Annotated in this window: 17 protein-coding genes; 14 read left to right on the forward strand and 3 right to left on the reverse strand. The window is 63.7% G+C overall.

Translation table 11 applies throughout. From position 1 onward, the window contains the following. The first annotated feature begins 28 nt into the window (after nucleotides 1-28). From JN302_RS16085 to JN302_RS16120, 8 genes are read left to right on the forward strand one after another with little or no spacing between them, the layout of a single operon-like run. Entirely contained in the window at nucleotides 29-1,471 is a 1,443-nt protein-coding gene (locus JN302_RS16085; RefSeq protein WP_202333573.1) for a hypothetical protein, read from the forward strand. Nucleotides 1,472-1,475: 4 nt separating this feature from the next. Next, complete coding sequence (locus JN302_RS16090; RefSeq protein ID WP_202313420.1) at nucleotides 1,476-2,678, forward strand: acetyl-CoA acetyltransferase; 1,203 nt, start codon at nucleotides 1,476-1,478, stop codon at nucleotides 2,676-2,678. A 12-nt stretch (nucleotides 2,679-2,690) separates the two neighbouring features. After that, the gene (locus JN302_RS16095; RefSeq protein WP_202333574.1) at nucleotides 2,691-3,143 is read left to right on the forward strand and encodes a MaoC family dehydratase; all 453 of its coding nucleotides are present in this window, start codon (nucleotides 2,691-2,693) and stop codon (nucleotides 3,141-3,143) included. Beyond that, nucleotides 3,140-4,009 carry an HpcH/HpaI aldolase/citrate lyase family protein gene (locus JN302_RS16100; RefSeq protein WP_202313425.1) on the forward strand — a complete coding sequence of 290 codons (870 nt, stop codon included), beginning with the start codon at nucleotides 3,140-3,142 and terminating at the stop codon, nucleotides 4,007-4,009. Before JN302_RS16095 ends, JN302_RS16100 begins: the two co-directional genes overlap by 4 nt. Before the next feature lie 14 nt (nucleotides 4,010-4,023). Then, the gene (locus JN302_RS16105; protein ID WP_202313427.1) at nucleotides 4,024-5,199 is read left to right on the forward strand and encodes an acyl-CoA dehydrogenase family protein; all 1,176 of its coding nucleotides are present in this window, start codon (nucleotides 4,024-4,026) and stop codon (nucleotides 5,197-5,199) included. 50 nt (nucleotides 5,200-5,249) lie between these two features. Further along, nucleotides 5,250-6,164, forward strand: coding sequence for an SDR family NAD(P)-dependent oxidoreductase (locus JN302_RS16110; protein WP_202333578.1), 915 nt, complete (start codon nucleotides 5,250-5,252; stop codon nucleotides 6,162-6,164). Then, the gene (locus JN302_RS16115; RefSeq protein WP_202333580.1) at nucleotides 6,164-7,015 is read left to right on the forward strand and encodes a MaoC/PaaZ C-terminal domain-containing protein; all 852 of its coding nucleotides are present in this window, start codon (nucleotides 6,164-6,166) and stop codon (nucleotides 7,013-7,015) included. Before JN302_RS16110 ends, JN302_RS16115 begins: the two co-directional genes overlap by 1 nt. Before the next feature lie 20 nt (nucleotides 7,016-7,035). Next, nucleotides 7,036-7,875 (forward strand): oxidoreductase, encoded by an 840-nt coding sequence (locus JN302_RS16120; protein ID WP_202333583.1) that lies wholly within the window; start codon nucleotides 7,036-7,038, stop codon nucleotides 7,873-7,875. 7 nt (nucleotides 7,876-7,882) lie between these two features. Here the strand turns inward: JN302_RS16120 and JN302_RS16125 are convergent, their stop codons facing one another. Genes JN302_RS16125 through JN302_RS16135 form a run of 3 tightly spaced genes read right to left on the reverse strand, consistent with a single transcriptional unit; the run spans nucleotide 7,883 to nucleotide 10,586 of the window. Next, nucleotides 7,883-8,638, reverse strand: coding sequence for a tyrosine-protein phosphatase (locus JN302_RS16125; RefSeq protein WP_202333585.1), 756 nt, complete (start codon nucleotides 8,636-8,638; stop codon nucleotides 7,883-7,885). Nucleotides 8,639-8,682: 44 nt separating this feature from the next. Then, nucleotides 8,683-9,444, reverse strand: coding sequence for an SDR family NAD(P)-dependent oxidoreductase (locus tag JN302_RS16130; RefSeq protein ID WP_202313437.1), 762 nt, complete (start codon nucleotides 9,442-9,444; stop codon nucleotides 8,683-8,685). Continuing rightward, nucleotides 9,441-10,586, reverse strand: a complete 1,146-nt coding sequence (locus JN302_RS16135) for an acyl-CoA dehydrogenase family protein (protein ID WP_202313439.1) — start codon at nucleotides 10,584-10,586, stop codon at nucleotides 9,441-9,443. The genes JN302_RS16130 and JN302_RS16135 overlap by 4 nt, the downstream gene beginning before the upstream one ends. A 138-nt stretch (nucleotides 10,587-10,724) precedes the next feature. Between JN302_RS16135 and JN302_RS16140 the strand changes: the two genes are divergently transcribed. The 6 genes from JN302_RS16140 (at nucleotide 10,725) to JN302_RS16165 (ending at nucleotide 18,604) form a co-directional block, all read left to right on the forward strand. Further along, on the forward strand, nucleotides 10,725-12,368 hold the full coding sequence (locus JN302_RS16140) for a class I adenylate-forming enzyme family protein (RefSeq protein ID WP_210382594.1): 1,644 nt from the start codon (nucleotides 10,725-10,727) through the stop codon (nucleotides 12,366-12,368). 149 nt (nucleotides 12,369-12,517) lie between these two features. Next, a complete protein-coding gene (locus JN302_RS16145; protein ID WP_202333589.1) occupies nucleotides 12,518-13,675 on the forward strand; it encodes a 2-hydroxyacyl-CoA dehydratase subunit D in 1,158 nt (385 codons plus the stop codon). A gap of 73 nt (nucleotides 13,676-13,748) precedes the next feature. After that, on the forward strand, nucleotides 13,749-15,107 hold the full coding sequence (locus JN302_RS16150) for a 2-hydroxyacyl-CoA dehydratase subunit D (RefSeq protein ID WP_202333592.1): 1,359 nt from the start codon (nucleotides 13,749-13,751) through the stop codon (nucleotides 15,105-15,107). A 95-nt stretch (nucleotides 15,108-15,202) separates the two neighbouring features. Then, the gene (locus tag JN302_RS16155) at nucleotides 15,203-16,003 is read left to right on the forward strand and encodes an SDR family NAD(P)-dependent oxidoreductase (RefSeq protein WP_202333594.1); all 801 of its coding nucleotides are present in this window, start codon (nucleotides 15,203-15,205) and stop codon (nucleotides 16,001-16,003) included. A gap of 11 nt (nucleotides 16,004-16,014) precedes the next feature. Beyond that, nucleotides 16,015-16,884 (forward strand): SDR family oxidoreductase, encoded by an 870-nt coding sequence (locus tag JN302_RS16160; RefSeq protein WP_202333596.1) that lies wholly within the window; start codon nucleotides 16,015-16,017, stop codon nucleotides 16,882-16,884. A gap of 64 nt (nucleotides 16,885-16,948) precedes the next feature. Beyond that, nucleotides 16,949-18,604 carry a class I adenylate-forming enzyme family protein gene (locus JN302_RS16165; protein WP_202333598.1) on the forward strand — a complete coding sequence of 552 codons (1,656 nt, stop codon included), beginning with the start codon at nucleotides 16,949-16,951 and terminating at the stop codon, nucleotides 18,602-18,604. The last annotated feature ends 84 nt before the right edge of the window (nucleotides 18,605-18,688 follow it).

The raw sequence follows: 18,688 nt of genomic DNA on the forward strand, positions 1-18,688 counted from the left end.
TTTCTGCAAGACGTTGGTGGAGACAGTCATGGCGCAGGCCAGCCTCAAATCGGTATCGGGATATCTTCCGCTTCTGCGTTTCGACCGCAAGGTGGCCCGTGGCGAGCTTCGCTGGTCGGGGCTCGGTGGTTCCGGACGCGGGCGCCGCTCCGTCGCCGGCTGGGACGAGGACGCCCTCACGATGGCGGTCGAGGCCGCGCGCGGCCTTGGAGCTGCCGATCCACTCGAGGGCGTGGTCTTTGCGTCGACCTCTTCCCCGTTCAGTGATCGTTCGATGGCCGGGCTTGTGGTCGAGGGGCTTCGACTTGATCCGAGCGTGTCGGCACAGGATGTCGCGAACTCGCGGCGTGCAGCCGTGACGGCACTTTTGAAAGCCCTGCGCGGCAGTTCGACCGAACTCGTCGTTGCCGGAGAAAAGCGCACCGTGAGGCCCGGCACCAGCCAGCACCTGAACTGGGGTGACGGGGCCGGCGCGGCGCTTGTGGGACCGGGCGACGGCCTGGCCGAGTTGCTCGGTGCAGCGACCATCAATGCCGATCTCCTCGACATATTCACGGATGCCGAGCATGGGCTTCCCTATGCGGCGGAAGACCGGTTCGTGCGCGATGAGGCCGTCAGGGAAATCTACGTTCCGGCGGTGAGGGCGGCGCTCGCCGATGCGGGAGTAGCGCCGGCCGACGTCGCTCTGGCGGTCATGCCGGAGAGCGTCGACGGCACCTACAAGGCGGTGGCGAAGTCCTGCGGATTGAACGCAGCGAATGTCTGTTCGGAGATCGCGGCGCAGGCCGGTGATCTCGGCGCGGCGATGCCGCTCTTCGGTCTTGCGCTGGCTCTCGACAGGGCCGAACCGGGCTCGAAGCTGCTGGTAGCTGGCTTCGGCAATGGCGCGGACGTGCTGGTTCTCGAGGCAACGGGCACCGCCAATGGGCAAGCCGCCAGGGCCTTGAGCCGGGGCGTGGTGCTCGCCTCCTATTCGCGGTTCCTGAGCTTGACCGGCATGTTGCCCCTGGACTGGGGTCCCCGTGCGGAGGTCAACCAGAAGGTCGCGGCGTCGACATTGCTTCGACATGGAAGGGACATGCACGGCTTCGTTGGCGGACGGGACCGGAAAGGCAACGTCCAGTTCCCCAAGACTCCGATCCCGGTCCGTCCCGACGCGCAGGGTCCTGAAGAGTATGAGGACGTTCCGCTGGCGGACGTGCCGGCAAGGATCGTGTCCATCACAGCCGATCGGCTCAATTTCACGCCCGACCCGCCGTTCTATTTCGGCCTTGTTCAGTTCGACAACGGCGCGCGTGTCGCGATGGAGCACTGCGATATCGAAGGCCGCAGCCCCGAAGTCGGTGACCGCGTGCGGATGCGGTTTCGCGTCAAGGCGATCGACCGGCAGAGACATTTCCGCACCTATTTCTGGAAGGCAGCGCCGGCCGAGCGCCCCGAACTCCCGCCTGAACCCCAGAAGGAGGGCTGAAAAGATGGCGAGCGGCATCAAGGACAAGGTCGTCATCCTCGGCATGGGTTGCACCGAGTTCGGCGAGCGCTGGGATATGTCGTCCGATATGCTCATGGTCGAAGCCTTCGCCGAAGCCCTGGCGGATGCCGGCATCGAGAAGGGGCAGATCGAGGCGGCCTGGCTCGGTTCGGCGCTCGACGACTTCAACGTCGGCAATTCCGCACTTCCGCTCGCCACCGCGCTGCGCCTCCAGAATATCCCGGTAACGCGCGTCGAGAACATGTGCGCGACCGGGACGGAGGCACTGCGCGGCGCGGTCTATGCGGTGGCCTCGGGCGCGGTCGACATCGCCATGGCGCTCGGCGTGGAAAAGCTGAAGGACACCGGCTTCGGTGGTCTGCCGATCCGCACCAAGGGCTCCGTCAATGACCTCTGGATGCCCTACGGCTCGGCGCCGGGCACGTTCGCCCAACTCGCCGGCGCCTACCGTGCCAAGCACGGCATTTCGGCGCAGGATCTGAAGCGTGGCATGGCGCATGTCAGCTGGAAGAGCCACCAGAACGGCGCGAACTCACCCAAGGCACATCTGCGCAAGTCGGTCGACATGGAGACCATCATCAACGCGCCGCTGATCGCCGACCCTCTCGGGCTGTTCGACTGTTGCGGTGTGTCGGACGGGGCGGCCTGCGCCATCGTCACGACGCCGGATGTAGCAAAAAGCTTGGGCAAGGCGCGCGACGACCTCGTCGCGGTCAAGGCGTTGCAGATCTGTGCCTCCAACGGGTGGGAAAGCCAGTACGGCGATTGGGACGGCGCGTCGGTGCGCAACACGCAGGTGGCGGCCGGCCGCGCCTACAAGGAAGCCGGCATCAGGGAGCCCAGGGCCGACATCAGCATGGCCGAGGTGCATGACTGCTTCTCGATCACCGAGCTTGTCACCATGGAAGACCTTGGGCTCTCGGCGGAAGGCCGCGCGACATACGATGTCCTCGATGGCCGCTACGACCGTGACGGAGCGCTGCCTGTTCAGATCGACGGCGGCCTGAAATGCTTCGGTCATCCGGTCGGCGCATCGGGCCTGCGCATGGCCTATGAGGTGCATACGCAACTGCTCGGCCGCGCGGGGCAGCGCCAGCTACGAAGGGTCGACTTCGGACTCACCCACAATCTCGGGGGCCAGCCATCAAATTCGGTGTCATCCGTGTCGATCTTCGGCCGCTTGTGAGGAGGAACTGACATGGCCGGACGCTGGTTTGAGCAGTTCGTCGATGGTGAGACGATCGTCCACGATACTCGGCGCACAGTGACGGAGACGGACAACGTTATCTTCACAACGCTCTCGATGAACCCGGCGGCGATCCATCTCGATCACCACTATTCGTCGCAAACCGAATTCGGCAAGCCGCTGATGAACTCGGTCTTCACGCTGGGCCTGGTCGTCGGGTTGACTATCGCCGACACGACGCTCGGCACCACCGTTGGCAATCTCGGTTTCGAGGAAGTGAAATACCCGAAGCCGGTTTTCGCGGGAGACACGATCCGCGCCGAGACCACGGTTGTGGCCAAGCGCGAGTCAAAGTCGCGTCCGACCCAGGGCATCGTCACCTTCATCCACCGCGGCATCAACCAGCGCAATGAGGTGGTCTGCGAATGCCGCCGCCTGGCGCTGATGATGAAAGCGCCGGCATGAGACTGACCTCGCTCCTCTTCGTGCCGGCCGACTCGGAGAAGAAGTTCGAGAAAGCCAAGGGCGTCAGCGCCGACGGGCTGATCCTCGACCTGGAGGACTCGGTAGCCCCGCCGAACAAGGCAGCGGCCCGGCAGACCCTGTCGAGTTGGATCGACGCGGCGAACGGCAAGCGCGACTGGACCTTCTGGGTACGAGTCAACCCGCTCGACACCGGAATAACCGCCGACGATCTGAAAGCCGTGGTGCGCCCTGGTCTAGACGGCATCGTGTTGCCGAAGTCGAACGGCGGACAGGATGTCGAAACCGTTGCGGCCATGATCAATCCGCTCGAGGCTACGGCTGGCATGCCGAACGGACACGTCAAGATCATCGTCGTCGCGACCGAGACGGCCGCGGCAATGTTCAACCTCGGCTCCTATGCGCCAGCGCATCCCCGACTGGTGGCGCTGACCTGGGGCGCGGAAGATCTTGGCGCCGTCATTGGCGCCACCGCCAACAAGGAAGCCGACGGCAGCTGGACCCAGCCCTATCAACTCGCGCGGTCGCTCTGTCTGTTCGCCGCAGCGAATGCGGGCGTACAGGCGCTCGACACGCTCTACGCCGACTTCCGCGACCCCGACGGACTGGAAGCGTCATGCCAGGTGTCGCGGCGCGATGGCTTCACCGGTCGCCTTGCAATCCATCCCGAACAGGTGGCCGGCATCCGGCGCGCATTTGCGCCAAGCGAAGCCGACCTGGCCCTGGCGCGGCGGATTGTGACAGCATTCGACGAAAATCCGGGCCTCGGCACGATCGGTCTGGACGGCAAGATGTATGACATACCCCACCTGAAGCAGGCCCGGCGCACGCTGGCCTCGGTGGGCTAAAGAGGGAGGATTCCGTGGCTGGCAGCGCAGAAGAACGCGAAGACACGCTCAACTCCATTCGTGACGGCGTTCGCGGTGTCGTTCGAAAATTCGATGCCGAATACTGGCTGGAGCGCGATGAGGACGGAAAGTTTCCGGACGAGTTCCATCGTGCCATGGCGGACGCCGGCTGGCTCGGCATCACCATGCCCGAGGAATATGGCGGCTCGGGGCTAGGTGTGACGGAAGCCGCGGTTATGATGCATGAGGTCGCCAACAATGGCGGCGGCATGGCGGCGGCCTCATCCGTACACATCAATCTGTTCGGTCCGCACCCGATCGTTGTATTCGGCAATCACGAGCAGAAGTCGGAATGGATTCCGCGGTTGGTCGCGGGTCAGGACAAGGTCGCGTTCGGCGTCACCGAGCCCGATGCCGGCCTGGACACGACTCGCATCAAGACCTTCGCTGAAAAAGTGCCGGGCGGCTACAGGGTTCGCGGCCAGAAGGTCTGGACTTCGACCGCGCAGGTCGCGTCGAAGATCATGCTGCTCACTCGCACCACGCGCTACGAAGATTGCAGGCGCCCGACCGACGGCATCACGATTTTCTACACCGATCTCGACCGCAAACATATCGAGGTGCAGCGAATCCCGAAGATGGGCCGCAAGGCGGTCGATTCCAATGCGATCTTCATCGAGGACCTTTTCATCCCCGACGAGCACCGCATTGGCGAGGAGGGCAAGGGCTTCTCCTACATCCTCCACTCGCTGAACCCGGAGCGGATCCTCGTAGGCACGGAAGCGGTGGCCATCGGCCGGGATGCACTCTCCCGTGCGGCGAAGTATGCCAAGGAGCGCGTCGTGTTCGGCCGCCCGATCGGTCAGAACCAGGGCATCCAGCATCCGCTCGCCGAACGCTGGATGTATCTCGAATCCGCCTGGCTGATGCTGATGAGGGCCGCCGAGCTCTATGATTCTCACAAGCCCTGCGGCGCGGAGGCGAACGCGGGCAAGTTCCTCGGCGCGCGCGCCGGCTTCGACGCCTGCATGCAAGCCGTGCTCACCCATGGCGGATTCGGTTACGCCAAGGAATACCATGTCGAGCGCCTGCTGCGCGAAGTGACAGTGACGCGCATCGCGCCGGTGACCGAGCAGCTCATCCAGAGTTTCATCGCCGAGAAGGTCCTCGATCTTCCGAAGAGCTACTGACGGCTCCCGTTCGAGGGAGTCTTGAGTGATCAATCCAGGAGTACGCGTTCATGGGCCTGATGGATGGAAAAGTCGTGATCGTTACCGGCTCGGCGCGCGGCGTCGGCAGGGCCGTCGCGGTGGAGATGGCGCGCGCGGGTGCCGCCGTCGTAGTCAACGACCTCGGCGTGTCGCTGACGGGGCAAAGTGAGGGCGATACGCAGCCGGCGCTGGAGGTCGTTCACGAGATCGAGGCGCTCGGCGGGCGCGCCATCGCGAATTTCGGATCGGTCGCATCGTGGGACGATGCGCATGCGATGGTGCAGGCCGCGCTCGACAATTTCGGCCGCATCGATGCCGTGGTCAACAATGCCGGCAACCTGCGCGACGTGCTCTTCCACAAGATGACGGAGGAGGACTTCGACGCAGTCGTCGCCGTGCATCTGAAGGGCAGCTTTAATGTTTCGCGCGCCGCCGCACCGCACTTCAAGACGCAGGCGAGTGGCGCCTATGTCCACATGGCGTCGACCTCGGGCCTGATCGGCAATTTCGGGCAGGCGAACTATTCGGCCGCCAAGCTCGGTATCGTTGCACTCTCTAAGTCGATCGCGCTGGACATGCAGCGCTTCAACGTACGTTCCAACGCGGTGGCCCCCTTTGCCTGGACGCGCATGGTTTCGTCGATCCCGACCGACACGCCGGAACAGCAGAAGCGTGTCGAGGGCCTGAAGAAGCTGATTCCGGAGAAGGTCGCCGCACTGTGCGTCGCGCTTTGCGCAGACGGGGCGAGCGGGGTGACCGGTCAGGTCTTCGGCTCGCGCAACAACGAGATCTATCTGTTCTCCCAGCCGCGTCCGGTCCGCACCGCGCATACCAGCGACGGCTGGACACCGGAAGCCATCGTCGAGCGCGTCTTTCCGCAGTTCGAGAACGACTTCTATCTGCTTCACCGCTCCGGCGACGTGTTCACCTGGGACCCCGTCTGATGGCCTTCGATCCGGAACGTCTGCGCAACTGGGATTTCGGCGAGCAGCGGCAAAGCTACGATGCGCGCGACGCGATCCTCTACGCCCTGGGCGTCGGCCTGCCCATCGCGCCTGGCGAGAGCCAGGATCTCGACTTCCTGCTCGAGGATCGGCTGCGCGTGCTGCCCGCCTTCGCTGTGACGCTCGCGACGCCGGGCATGTGGCCGAAGACCCCGGCGCTCGAGGTCGACTGGGTCAAGGTCCTGCATATGGCGCATGCGGCCCAGTTCCACAAGGCGCTGCCGGCCAAGGCGGATGTCGTAGGCCGTGCGGCGATCACCGGGCTCTATGATCGCGGCGCCGAAAAGGGAGCCGTGTGCATCCTGCGGCGCCAGATCACGGACGCGGCCGACGGCACCCTCTACTGTACGATCGACCAGACGGTGGCGTTGCGCGGCAATGGCGGATTTGGCGGCGAGCCGCTCCCCAAGGCGACGCGGCCGGAAATGCCAGCACGCGCGCCGGACCATGTTGAAGCCGTCGCGACCTCGCAGAGGGCCGCGCTGGTCTACAGGCTCTCTGGCGACTACAACCCGCTCCATGGCGACTATGACGTCGCGCGCAAGGCCGGCTATGACCGGCCGATCCTGCACGGCCTGGCATCCTATGGCACGGTCTGCGCCGTCGTGCTCCGTGCGTTCTGCGGGGGAAACCCCGCGCTCATGAGATCACTCAGCCTGCGCTTCGCAGGCGTGGTGATGCCTGGCGACCGGCTGGACTTCTCCTGCTGGAAGGAAGGCAGCCAGATCCTGTTCGAGGCCAAGGTTGGCGAGCGCACCGTGCTCGACCAGGGCGTGGCCGAGATCGTCTGAAACAGGCTTATGGGGCGCGCATGAAGACATGGTTCGTCACCGGTGCGACACGCGGCCTTGGACTGGAGACGGCGCGGGCGGCACTGGCGGCTGGCGACCAGGTCGTGGCGACGGGCCGTGATCTGCCCAGGCTGCGCGAAGCGCTTGTCGGTCACGACGACCGCCTGCTGTCGCTCGCCCTCGACGTGACCGATCAGGCTGATGTCGAGAGAGCGGTAGAATCTGCTGCCGCCCGTTTCGGCCGCATCGACGTGCTGGTCAACAATGCCGGTTATGGCCAGCTCGGTGCGTTCGAAGAAACATCGGCCGAAGCCATCGAACGTCAGTTCGAGACGAATGTCTTCGGCGTCTTCCGGGTCACGCGCGCGGTGCTTCCGCCCATGCGCCGGCAGCGATCGGGTCACATCATCACCATCTCGTCCATGGTGGGTCTCGTCGGTGTCGACGGTGGTTCCGTCTATTGCGCGTCGAAATTCGCGGTGGCCGGATGGTCGGAAGCGCTCAGCCTCGAACTTGCGCGGTTCGGCATCCGCGCGACCTCGGTCCATCCGGGCTATTTCCGTACCGACTTCCTCGATCGAAGCTCGATGCGCCTCGCCGACCTGTCGATCGACGACTACCGGGAAACGACGGAACGGTCGACCAGGCGGCGCGACTCGGTCAATCGGCGGCAGGCAGGCGATCCGGCCGCCTTCGGGCGCGCCATGGTCAAACTCGCCAATGCCGAGGAGCCGCCAGTTCGTCTCGCTGCAGGGAGCGACGCAGTTCAGGTCATGGCCGACAAGGGCACTTCGCTTCTGGAAAGCGCGAAAGCCTGGCGTGATCTGTCGACCTCTACCGACTTCGCGGAAGGAGCCTGATCGTCGCTCAGGCGACCAGTCGAAAGCGAAGGCGGTCGATCTCGTCCGCGCTCAATCCGAGCCGAGCCTGGACATAGGATTCAGTATCGTCGAAATCCCGCTCGATCGTCGCGAACATGGCGGCGAGATAGTCCGGATCGGCGGCGATGACCGGCTCGATCAGACGGTCGGCATGCGTCACATATCCGAGTGCGCTGTTGTGATTGCTGAAACGTTCGCGCAAGAGGTCGCGCACCGCGTTCGTCTTGAGATAGTCCTCCATGATGTCTGTACGAGAAACGCCGAGCAGATCGAGCAGCAGCGCCACACCCACGCCGGTGCGGTCCTTGCCGGCCGCACAATGGAGCGCGACGGGCTGTGGGCACTCGAGCACGGTGCGGAAATAGTGCGCATAGATCGCCGCAAACCTGTCCGGCAGGTCCACATAGATCGCCTTCATGACGGAAGCACAGGCCTCGGGGGTCGACTCTGCGTCTGCCAGAACGGCACGCAGGTCGCCGTGGCGGACATCGTGCGGTGTGGTCGCCACGCTGAAATCGGAAAGCGAAAGCAGCGGAGAGGGACGGCGTTTCTTCTCGGTGTCGCTGCGCAGGTCGAAGACCGTGGTGACGGCGAGGCTGCGCATGCCCGCAATTCCGCTCGCGCCGATGCCATGAAACTCCCCGCTGCGATAGAGCGACGCGGTCTTGAGCCTGCCGCCGCGGGCCGGATATGCGGCGACCGCGCGAAAGTTCAATGTGCCGTCGAGAGCCAGCTGATCCATATTGCCTCCTGCCGCGTCGGGGGTATCGCAGTGGAGCGCCGCGATCAATACACGGCTCGGCCGCCCGAAAGGTCGAATGTCACGCCGGTGTTGAAGCTGCAGGCGTCCGAGGAGAGCCACGCGACGAGCTCGGCCGCCTCCTCGGGCCGTCCCATGCGCTCCATGGGGATCTTCGCCAGCGAAGCGGCCATGGCGTCCGGCGCGCGTTCGACCGTATCGGCGACCAATGGCGTGTCGAAGACGGTCGGGCAGATCGCATTGACCAGAACCCCTGTCTTGGCCAGTTCCTTGCCTAGCGACTTGGTGAGTCCGATCACGCCAGCCTTCGCGGCGACATAGCAGGCCATGAACGGATTGCCGTCCTTCCCGGCCTGGCTCGTCGTGTTGATGATGCGGCCCCAGCCCTGCGCGACCATGCCTGGCACGAAGGCGCGGCAGGTGTGGAAGACGCTGTCGAGGTTGATGGCGGTCGCCAACCGCCAGTCCTCATATGTCAGCTCCGCGAGGGGCGCGACGCGGGTGGAATGGCCGGCGCAGTTGAACAGGATATCGAGACCGCCCCAGCGGGCCAGGAGCGCCTTTGCTGCCGCGTCGACGGCGTCGCCCTTCGAAACGTCGACCGACGCGATATGGACTTCGCCCAGGGGTTCGAGCTCATCGCGGGCGCGCTGGAGCTTGGCCATGTCGCGACCCCACAGTTCCACCGACGCGCCCGAGTGGAGAAAAAGCTGCGCCGAGGCGTAGCCGATGCCGGAGCCCCCGCCGGTCACCAGGGCGCGTTTGCCCTTCAGATCGTAGATGTTCATGCGAAATCCCTCCCGAGCATATGGCGCGCGACGATGAGCTTCATGATCTGCGGCGTGCCGTCGGCGATGATCTGGCCGAGCACGTCGCGGTAACGCTGTTCGACGGAAAAGTCCTGCGTGTAGCCGTAGTGGCCATGCAGCACGAGGCAGTCGCGGATGACGTCGGCGCAGAGGGTGGGGCCCTCGGCCTTGCACATCGCGGCTTCGGCGGTATGCGGCAGACCCTGGTCGCGGAGCCACAGCGTGCGGTAGCAGAGCCAGCGCAGCATCTCGAGCCTGGACCGTGCTTCCGCGAGCGGGAACGACACCCCCTGGTTCCTGGAGATAGGCTGGCCGAAAGCCCGCCGATCCTTCACATAAGCGACCGTTTCCTCCAGAGTCTGCTCGGCCGCGCCGAGACACATCAGCCCGATCAGCGCGCGTGTATAGTCGAATGTCTGCATCACCTGGGTGAAGCCGGCATTCTCCGGCCCGATCATGTTGGCGGCGGGGATCCTGACATTGTCCAGGAAAAGCGAGCCGCGCACGATGCCCCTCGCGCCCATGTCCTCGTAAGGTGTCCTTGAAAGGCCGGGTGTGTCGAGAGGCAGGAGGAAGGCCGAGACGCCGGCGGCCTTCTTCTCCGGCGCGGTTTTGGCGAAGAGTATGCCGGCCGAGGCCGCCATCAGGAGTGTGACAGCCGACTTCTCGCCATTGACGACGTAGTCGTCGCCGTCGCGCTCGGCCCTCGTTCGGATGGATGCCGCATCGGACCCGCAATGCGGTTCGGTGAGCAGCACGCTGATCACCTTTTCGCCCGACGCCATCGGCCGCAGCCAGGTCTGGCAGAGTTCCGGCTTGGCGAAGCGGCTCAATATGTCGCCGGCAAAGCAGGAATTGAGGATGCCGTAGCAGACATTGAAGTCTCCCCTCGCGATCTGCTCTATGGCCAGTCCTGCCTCGAGATAGGAGAGGCCGGTGCCGCCGAGGTCTTCCGGCACGCGAAGCCCGAACACGCCCATGTCGCCGAGGCGCGGCCAGAGCGCGGCCGGAAACTCACGCGCGCGGTCCCACCGGGTGTAGTGCGGAGCAAGTTCCACACGGGCAAAATCGGCGAGCGAGTGCCGCAGCAGCGCCTGTTCCTCCGTCAGTGCGAAATCCATCCTCGCCTCCCCCTCGACATAATGTGCGCAAGCGTATTGAATGCTAACGAATTGAGTTTTGAATGACAACGGGCTTGCCGAGGTGAGTTTGACTCATGTAGCGTATGGTGTGGACGCGTACCATCGAGGGAGGTCATGATGGCGTTGGCTAGATCCAGTTCCAGTCGGACGGGTACGCTCGAAACGTCCTACTGGCCGGCAACCGACGATCAGCCGTTGCGCCACGTCACTCTCGGCGACGCGTTGAGAGACGCGGCAGAAAAAGTGCCGGAAAGGCTGGCTTTGGTCGAGGGAAACCGGGATGTGGGCCGTAGCTGGACATATGAACAGCTGCTCGACGTCTCGCTGCGTACTGCGCGCGCATTGCTGGCTCGCTTCCGTCCCGGCGAGCGCGTGGGCTTCTGGGCGCCCAACGTCCCGGATTGGATACCTACGCTCTATGGCTGCGCCTTCGCGGGCATCACGCTGGTAACGGTGAACCCGGCTTACAAGCGCCGGGAGATGGAGTATGTGCTGTCGAAGTCCCGCGCGGCGGGGGTGGTCCATGCCGGCGCATACCGTGGCTTCGACATGGCTGCGGCGATCGCCGAGGCCGCGCCGAACCTGCCAGGCCTGCGTGAGGTCATCCCTGTGTCGGATGTCGAGGCCTTCCTCGACGAGGGCTCCCCGTCGGCCAGTCTGCCGCCGGTTTCGCCTGATGATCCGTCCGTCATCATGTTCACTTCAGGCACGACGGGCGCGCAGAAGGGCGTGATCTTCAACCATGTCGGCGTGGCCAACATGACCAACTTCACTCAGCGGCGCGGTGGCCTCAAGGAAGGCGGAGTGTTCGTCAACCCGATGCCGATGTTCCATATCGGATCGCTCGGCCATGCCGGCATCGGCTCCGTGATGCTGAACGCGACGCATGTCCTGATGCCGGAATGGGATGCGGAGAACTACATGGCGCAGGTGGAGCGCCATGGCGGGACCTTCTCCCTGCTCGTTTCCACCATGATCGAGCAGCTTCTCGTGCATCCCGCGCGCTCGAGCTACGACCTTTCGACGCTGCGCAACCTGACCTCCGGCGCATCGGTCGTGGAAGCTCGACTCATCCGCTCGACCAGGGAGCAGCTGGGAGCGACGATATCGAACATCTACGGCCAGACCGAAATGCAGGGCAGCGTCACGGGAACCTGTCCCGACGACTGTGAGGAGGACCTCGCCGCTACGATCGGCCGGCCCCTGCCGCATATGGAGGTGCGCATCGCCGATCCCGCGAGCGGCGCAACGGTCCCGCTCGGCGAGCAGGGCGAAATCCAGACGCGCGGCTACCAGAACATGATCGGCTATTTCGATATGCCGGACGAGACGGCGCGCGCCATCCTTCCGGACGGCTGGCTGCGTTCTGGGGATCTGGGATCGATGGACGAGCGCGGCTTTCTGAAGATCACGGGCCGTATCAAGGACATGATCATCCGCGGAGGGGAGAACATCTATCCGCGCGAGATCGAGCTTGTCCTTCTGGAGGAGAAGCGGCTTGCGGATGTCGCGGTGGTCGGCGTGCCGGATCCGCAGTGGGGAGAGCAGGTCGGCGCCGTGCTCCAGCCGAAGGACGCGTCGGACATTCCCGATATCGGCGAACTCTTTGCCCGGTGCCGGAGCGAACTCGCACACTACAAGGCGCCGAGGCTGTGGTTCGTGATGGAGAACCTGCCGCGGACTGAAACGGGCAAGCTCCAGAAATTCAAACTGGTCGATGCGATATGTGCAGGGGCACTCTTGCCTTATGCGCGGACCTGATTGGGGATCATCAGTAAGCTAAACTCACCATCGATTTTATTGAGCGCCAAATTGTTAGTTGAAAATTGAGGAAAATAGCCATTTTCAGGCCAGTCGTCATGTGGTAATTGTAGCTTAGTAAGCTAGCGGACGAAACGTGGAGAAGCGTCGTGAAGCAAGCCATCGACCGAATGAGGCAAGTGGTCGAAGCTCCGATGGAGTACGCTGCGGAGTGGAAAGCCAAAGTCGGCCGTCAGGTCGTCGGGCTGCTCCCGATGCATTTCCCTGGAGAACTGGCGCATGCGGCCGGCTGTCTTCCCGTCGTGCTGCAGGATGACGCGGAGCCGATCACCGTCGGCCAGTCGAACGTCTTCAATTTCTACTGCGGCTTCAATCGCTCGATCATCGACCAGACGATGCGCGGGCGCTTCGACGGCCTCGATGCCATCATGTTCGGCGACCACTGCGTCCAACTGCTCGGCACCGCCGACGTGATCCGGGCGGAAAAGCCGGATCTGCCGATCCTCTTCAACCAGTTGTGCACGACCTTGGACGCGAACTGGGCGTATCGCGAGACCCTCGGCACCTTTGCTCAGCTGTGGAAGGAACTGGAGACGCTGACGGGCCGGGAAGTGACGGCCGATGCCGTGCGATCGTCGATCAGGCTCTTCAATCGCAATCGCACGCAGATGCGCTCGCTCTACCGGATGCGGCGCGACGGCGAGATCGCGATCTCCGGGCGCGACATGCAGGCGGTGGTGAAGTCGTCGATGACGATGGACCGTGAGGAGCATGTCGACCTCATGGATCAGCTTCTGGCGGGTGCTCCGCGTGTTGGAGCGGGGAGTGCCGATGTTCCGGTCTATCTTTCCGGACACATGTGCCACGCGCCCAAGCCTGAGATCATGGATATGATCGAAGAGAGCGGAGCGCGCGTCGTCAATGACGATCTCTTCGTCGGCTGGCGCTTCATCCATGCCGACATGGACGAAACCGTCCCGCCGCTGGACGGGATGGCGCGCTGGTACATCGAGAAGAACCGGCGTCTGCCCTGTCCGACCCGCGTCATCAAGGGCATGGACTGGGAGGACTACCTTCTCGGCGACGTCGAACGCTCCGGCGCGCAGGGACTTGTCATCCTCATGGTCAAGTTCTGCGAGCCGCACATGTATTTCTACCCCGAGATCAAGGAAGCCTTCGAGGCGCGCGGGATCCCGCATCTGCTCATCGAGACGGAGCACGAAGAGATGCCGCTGGAAGCCCTGAAGACAAGGGTCGAGACCTTCGTTGAAATCGCCAAGCGTCGCGCCGCAAGCAAGGCCGCCTAACTCTTTGTTTTTACGCAATTCCGGACGCAAAACCGCTGCGCACTTTTGCTGGAACTGCTTTAGGAGGACCATCATGGAAAACGTCGTTACGATACCGAATTCCAAACCTGCCTTCGGCAATGGAGAAAAGGCCAACAAGCTGAAGAGCACGCGTTTCGGCAGCAAGCTGGTCAACGACTATTGGAGCGGTGTGTTCGCCGCCAGGGAGGAGGGCAAGAAGGTCGTCTGGTACAACGGCACCTATATCCCCCCGTTCTTCCACGCTCATGATCTGGTCTGGGTCCACGGCGAGGCATGGTCGGCGATGCTGGCTGCCAGGCATCAGGAGATCGGTGCCCAGGCACGCGGTGAGCAGCGCGGCTACGATCGGGAACTGTGCTCCTATGCACGCACCCATATCGGCCAGATGCTGATCGAGTTGGACAAGGCCAAGTCGGGCGAGGGGGGCGCGAGCCTCGACGATCCGCGCATCCAGGCGATGCTGAAGCTTCCGCCGCCCGACATGATCGTGAACGCCTATCCCTATTGCTCCTCCGGCCAGCAATGGGACGACATCACATACCGCGTGTTCGGCAAGAAGGTGCCTATGTTCACCATCCAGATCCCTCTTCTGTGGGGCGGGCGGCAGGACGCCGGTTACCTTCGGGGCGAGGAGTGGGAGCAGCGTTCGCGCTACGTCGCCGACCAGTTGATCGAACTCACCAGGTTCCTGGAGGCCAATACCGGCCGCAAGTTCAATTTCGACCGGCTCTCCGAGACGATGAGCTATATCAGGAAGGCGGCGGAGTTGCGCCTTGAAGGCATGGCGCTGTGCACCGCGCACCCGGCGCCGGCGAGCTTCTTCGATTGGATCGTCTCGATCGCGCCGATGAGCTTCCTGCCCGGCGACCAGAACATCGTCGACTACTTCCAGGGCGTAAAGGACGAGATCGTCGAGCGCCTCGCTGCCGGCGAGGGGGCTGTGAGGAACGAACGCTACCGTCTGTTCTTCGACGGCATGATGAACTGGAACAAGGTGGGTTGGCTGGCCGACAAGTTCGCCCAGGTCAACGCCTGCGTGGTGGCCGGGCGCTACACCCACATGTCGTTCTGGCAAGAGCCGCAGCTCATCGACCTCGGTGACCCCGTGCTCGGAATGGCGCAGAACTACCTCGTCTGCCCGAACAACCATGGCGCGCCGATCATGATCGGCGAGATAGAGAAGCTCTGCGACAAATATGAACTCGACGGCGTGGTCTGCCATGCCTCGCGCACCTGCCGCGGGATGACCAATGCCCAGTTCCTGATCGCGAATTCGGCGAAGAAATACGGCCGCCAGGCCATGTTCTTCGAAGGCGATGTCGCCGACGAGAGCTTCTACAAGGACGAACTCCTCAACGTCCGCCTCGAAGCGATGGTCGAGGCGATGGAGGCGAAGCGCAGGGCGGCCTGAGAACTCATGAATTCCAGGTTCCGACACTTAATATGCTTGCGTACCATAATGATGATTACTAGAATTGGGCGAGTTCCAATGGGAGGTATCGCCTGATGTCCGTCGCTCCACGACGGGTGCCGTTCGCCATGAACGAAGCCCGTGTCCTGATCGCCGGTGGAACCGCCGGCGTCGGCCTCGCCACAGCCAAGCGCTTTGCGGCGCTCGGCGCGCCGCACGTGACCATCAATGGAAGAAATGCCGAGCGCGGCGAGACCGCGAGGATGGCCGTGCAGGAACTCTATCCTGCCTGCAAGGTGCACTTCGTCGCGGCCGACAGTTGCGTGACCGAGCAGGCGGTCGAAGTCGGGCGCAGGGCCGAGGAACTGATGGGTGGCGTGGACGTGCTCGTCAATTCGACCGTCAGCGCCTATCCCTATCCGACCCTCTTCCACAAGATCGATATCAACGACATCCAGGGCATGGTGCTCTCGCAGGTGATGCCCCATTTCCTGCTTGCCCGCGCGGTGATGGACGGCATGCGCGCGCGGGAGAACGGCGCTATCATCAACATCGCTTCCGACGCCGGAAAGGTCACGACGCCGGGCGAAACGATCATAGGCGGACTGATGGCGGCGATCATGATGTTCAGCCGGGCCCTCGCCATGGAGGCCAAGCGTTCCAACATCAGGATCAATTGCGTGACCCCGTCCATCATCGAGGGAACGCTCACCCACGACACGGTCATGGGAGCCGAGTTCTCCGCCAAGCTCTTCTCCAAGGCGATCGGGATGGCTCAGCTCGGCGTGGTCAATGCCGAGGACATGGCCGAATTGATCACCTTCCTCGCCAGCCCGGCGGCGGCGAAACTCACCGGCCAGGCGATCAGCCTGAACGGCGGCATCTCGGCGGCGTGAGGAGACGGACCATGGGGTACGATTCTGTTTTCGCTTCAGGGCTGTTCGCAGGCAAGACCATCATCGTCACCGGCGGCGGCTCGGGCATCGGCCGGTGCACGGCGCATGAGCTCGCCTATCTCGGCGCCAATGTCGTGATCGTCGGGCGCAATCCCGAAAAGCTCGAGACCGTCACCCGCGAGATCGCCGAGGACGGCGGCAAGGTCACAGCCATGACCTGCGATATCCGCGACGAGGCCCAGGTGATCTCGGTCATCGACGGCACGCTGGAGAAGTTCGGGGCGATCCACGGGCTGGTGAACAATGCGGGCGGTCAGTACCGCACCGAGTTGAAGACGATCTCGACCAAGGGCTTCGAGGCGGTCGTTCGCAACAATCTCACTGGCGGCTTCATCTTCATGCGCGAGATCTATCTGCGATGGATGGAAGCGCATGGGGGCTCCATCGTCAACATCATCGCCGACATCTGGAACGGCTGGCCGGAGATGGGCCATTCGGGTGCCTCGCGCGGCGGCATGCTGACGCTGAGTGAGACCGCCGCCTGCGAATGGGCTCATTCCGGCGTGCGGGTGAACACAGTGGCGCCGGGCGGGATCGCTTCGAGCGGCTTCGACACCTATCCACCTGAGATCGGCCCGCGGCTCCGCGAATATGCGGCGAAGGTCCCGCTGCCGCGCTACGGAACCGAGTCCGAGATCTCGGCGGCGATCGTCTATCTGCTCTCGCCCGCCGCCGCCTATATCACCGGTACCTGTATCCGCGTCGACGGCGGCGCACCCAACCTGCGTCAGACATGGACGCAGAAGTACGAACCCACGAACATCCCCGAATACAACGGCTTTCACCGCGCCGTGCAGCCGGAGGTGCTGAAACAGCGGTAGCGGCCGTTCGGGAACACGCACGGGCCAGGGCCGGAGGAGCCCAAGCCATCTGAAGGAGGAACAGATGAACGCGCATCCCAAATTCACCGAGAGCTACTTCCCGAAATACGAAACGGGACCTCTCATCGAAAGCACGCTCGGCGATCTCATGCTGAGGAACGCCGAGGTGGTTCCGGATCGCCTCGCCCTCATCGAGGGCGCGGCCGATCCATCCCAGCGTCGCCGTTGGAGCTATCGTCAACTCGTCGACGAGGTATTGGCCTGCGCGAGAGGGCTCCTGAAGCATTTCAAGCCGGGCGACCGTGTCGGCCTGCTTGCTCCCGAAACACCCGAATGGGTGATCTTCCAGCACGGCATGAGCTTTGCCGGCCTCATCATCGTGCCGATCAATCCGGCATACACGGCGCGTGAGGTCGCCTTCATCCTGGGCAATGCGAAAGCCGCCGGCGTGGTCTACGCCGACGAGTCGCGAGGCAAGAATCTCGCCGCGGTCGTGCAGGAAATGCAGGCACAGCTCGACCATCTGCACACCGCCGTCAATGTCGCGGATCTGGCGGCGTTGCAGGCCGCAGGGGATCCAGCCACGCCGCTGCCCGAGCAGGACCCCGGTCAGGTCATGCAGATCCAGTATACGTCAGGCACGACCGGGTTCCCCAAGGGGGCCTGCCTCCATCACCGAGGCGTCATCAATGCCGCGCATTTCATCGTGGAGCGGGCGGCCTTTCCGATCGGCGGCGTCTGGCTGAACTCCATGCCGATGTTCCATATCGGCGGCGCGGTGGTCTCCGAGATCGGCGTGTTCTCGCGTCAGGGCACCTTCGTCCTGATGCGAAGCTTCGACCCGGGGCTCTTCCTGGAACTGATCGAGGCGGAGAAGGTCAACTGCTCCCTGATCGTGCCGACGATGATCCTGGCGCTCCTCAATCATCCGGACGCGAAGACGCGGGATCTCACTTCGTTCAACTCGATCCTGTCCGGCGCGGCGGCGGTTCCCGAAGCGCTGGTGAAGCGGGCAAAGGCGGAGTTGAACGTCGAGTTCGCCATCATGTACGGCCAGACGGAATCGAACGGGCCTTTCCTGGAAACCTTCACGACCGACAGCGACGAACTGCAGTCGCAGACGATCGGGCGGCCCATCCCGCATGTCGAGGTCAAGGTCGTCGATGTGGTGACGATGCAGACCGCGCCCGTGAATACGGTCGGCGAGTACTGGGTCCGCGGCTTCAACACGATGACGGGGTACTACGGACAGCCGGAAGCCAGCCGGGCGGCGCTGACGGAAGACGGCTGGCTGCGGACGGGCGACCTCGGGACAATGGACGAGAATGGCTATTTCCGCATCACCGGGCGGTTGAAGGAGATGATCATCCGCGGCGGAATGAACCTCTACCCGTCCGAGATCGAGAGCATCCTCTTCGAACATGCCGACGTGGCACAGGTGGCGGTGATCGGCGTGGCGGACGACACCTGGGGCGAAACCGTCGCCGCGGTGATCCTGCCCAAGAATCCCGAGGCTCCGCCAAGTCCCGACGTGCTCTGGTCCTACTGCCGGAAGAACCTTTCCCCACAGAAGACCCCGGAGCACTGGATATTCGTCAACGAATATCCGATGACGGCCACGGGCAAGATCCAGAAGAACGTCCTGCGCGACTGGTGCGCCGAGGGCAAGCTCCAGCCCGTCACCTGGCGACGCCCGGACAGGGATTCGAAAGTCGCCTGATCCTGGGACCGTCAAGCCCGTCGGCGCCGTCGCGGCGCGACGGGCCGACTCGACGACGCGAGCGTGAATGGCGCTCGCCCACAG

It is taken from the genome of Mesorhizobium sp. L-8-3 (assembly GCF_016756615.1).
Lineage (GTDB): Bacteria > Pseudomonadota > Alphaproteobacteria > Rhizobiales > Rhizobiaceae.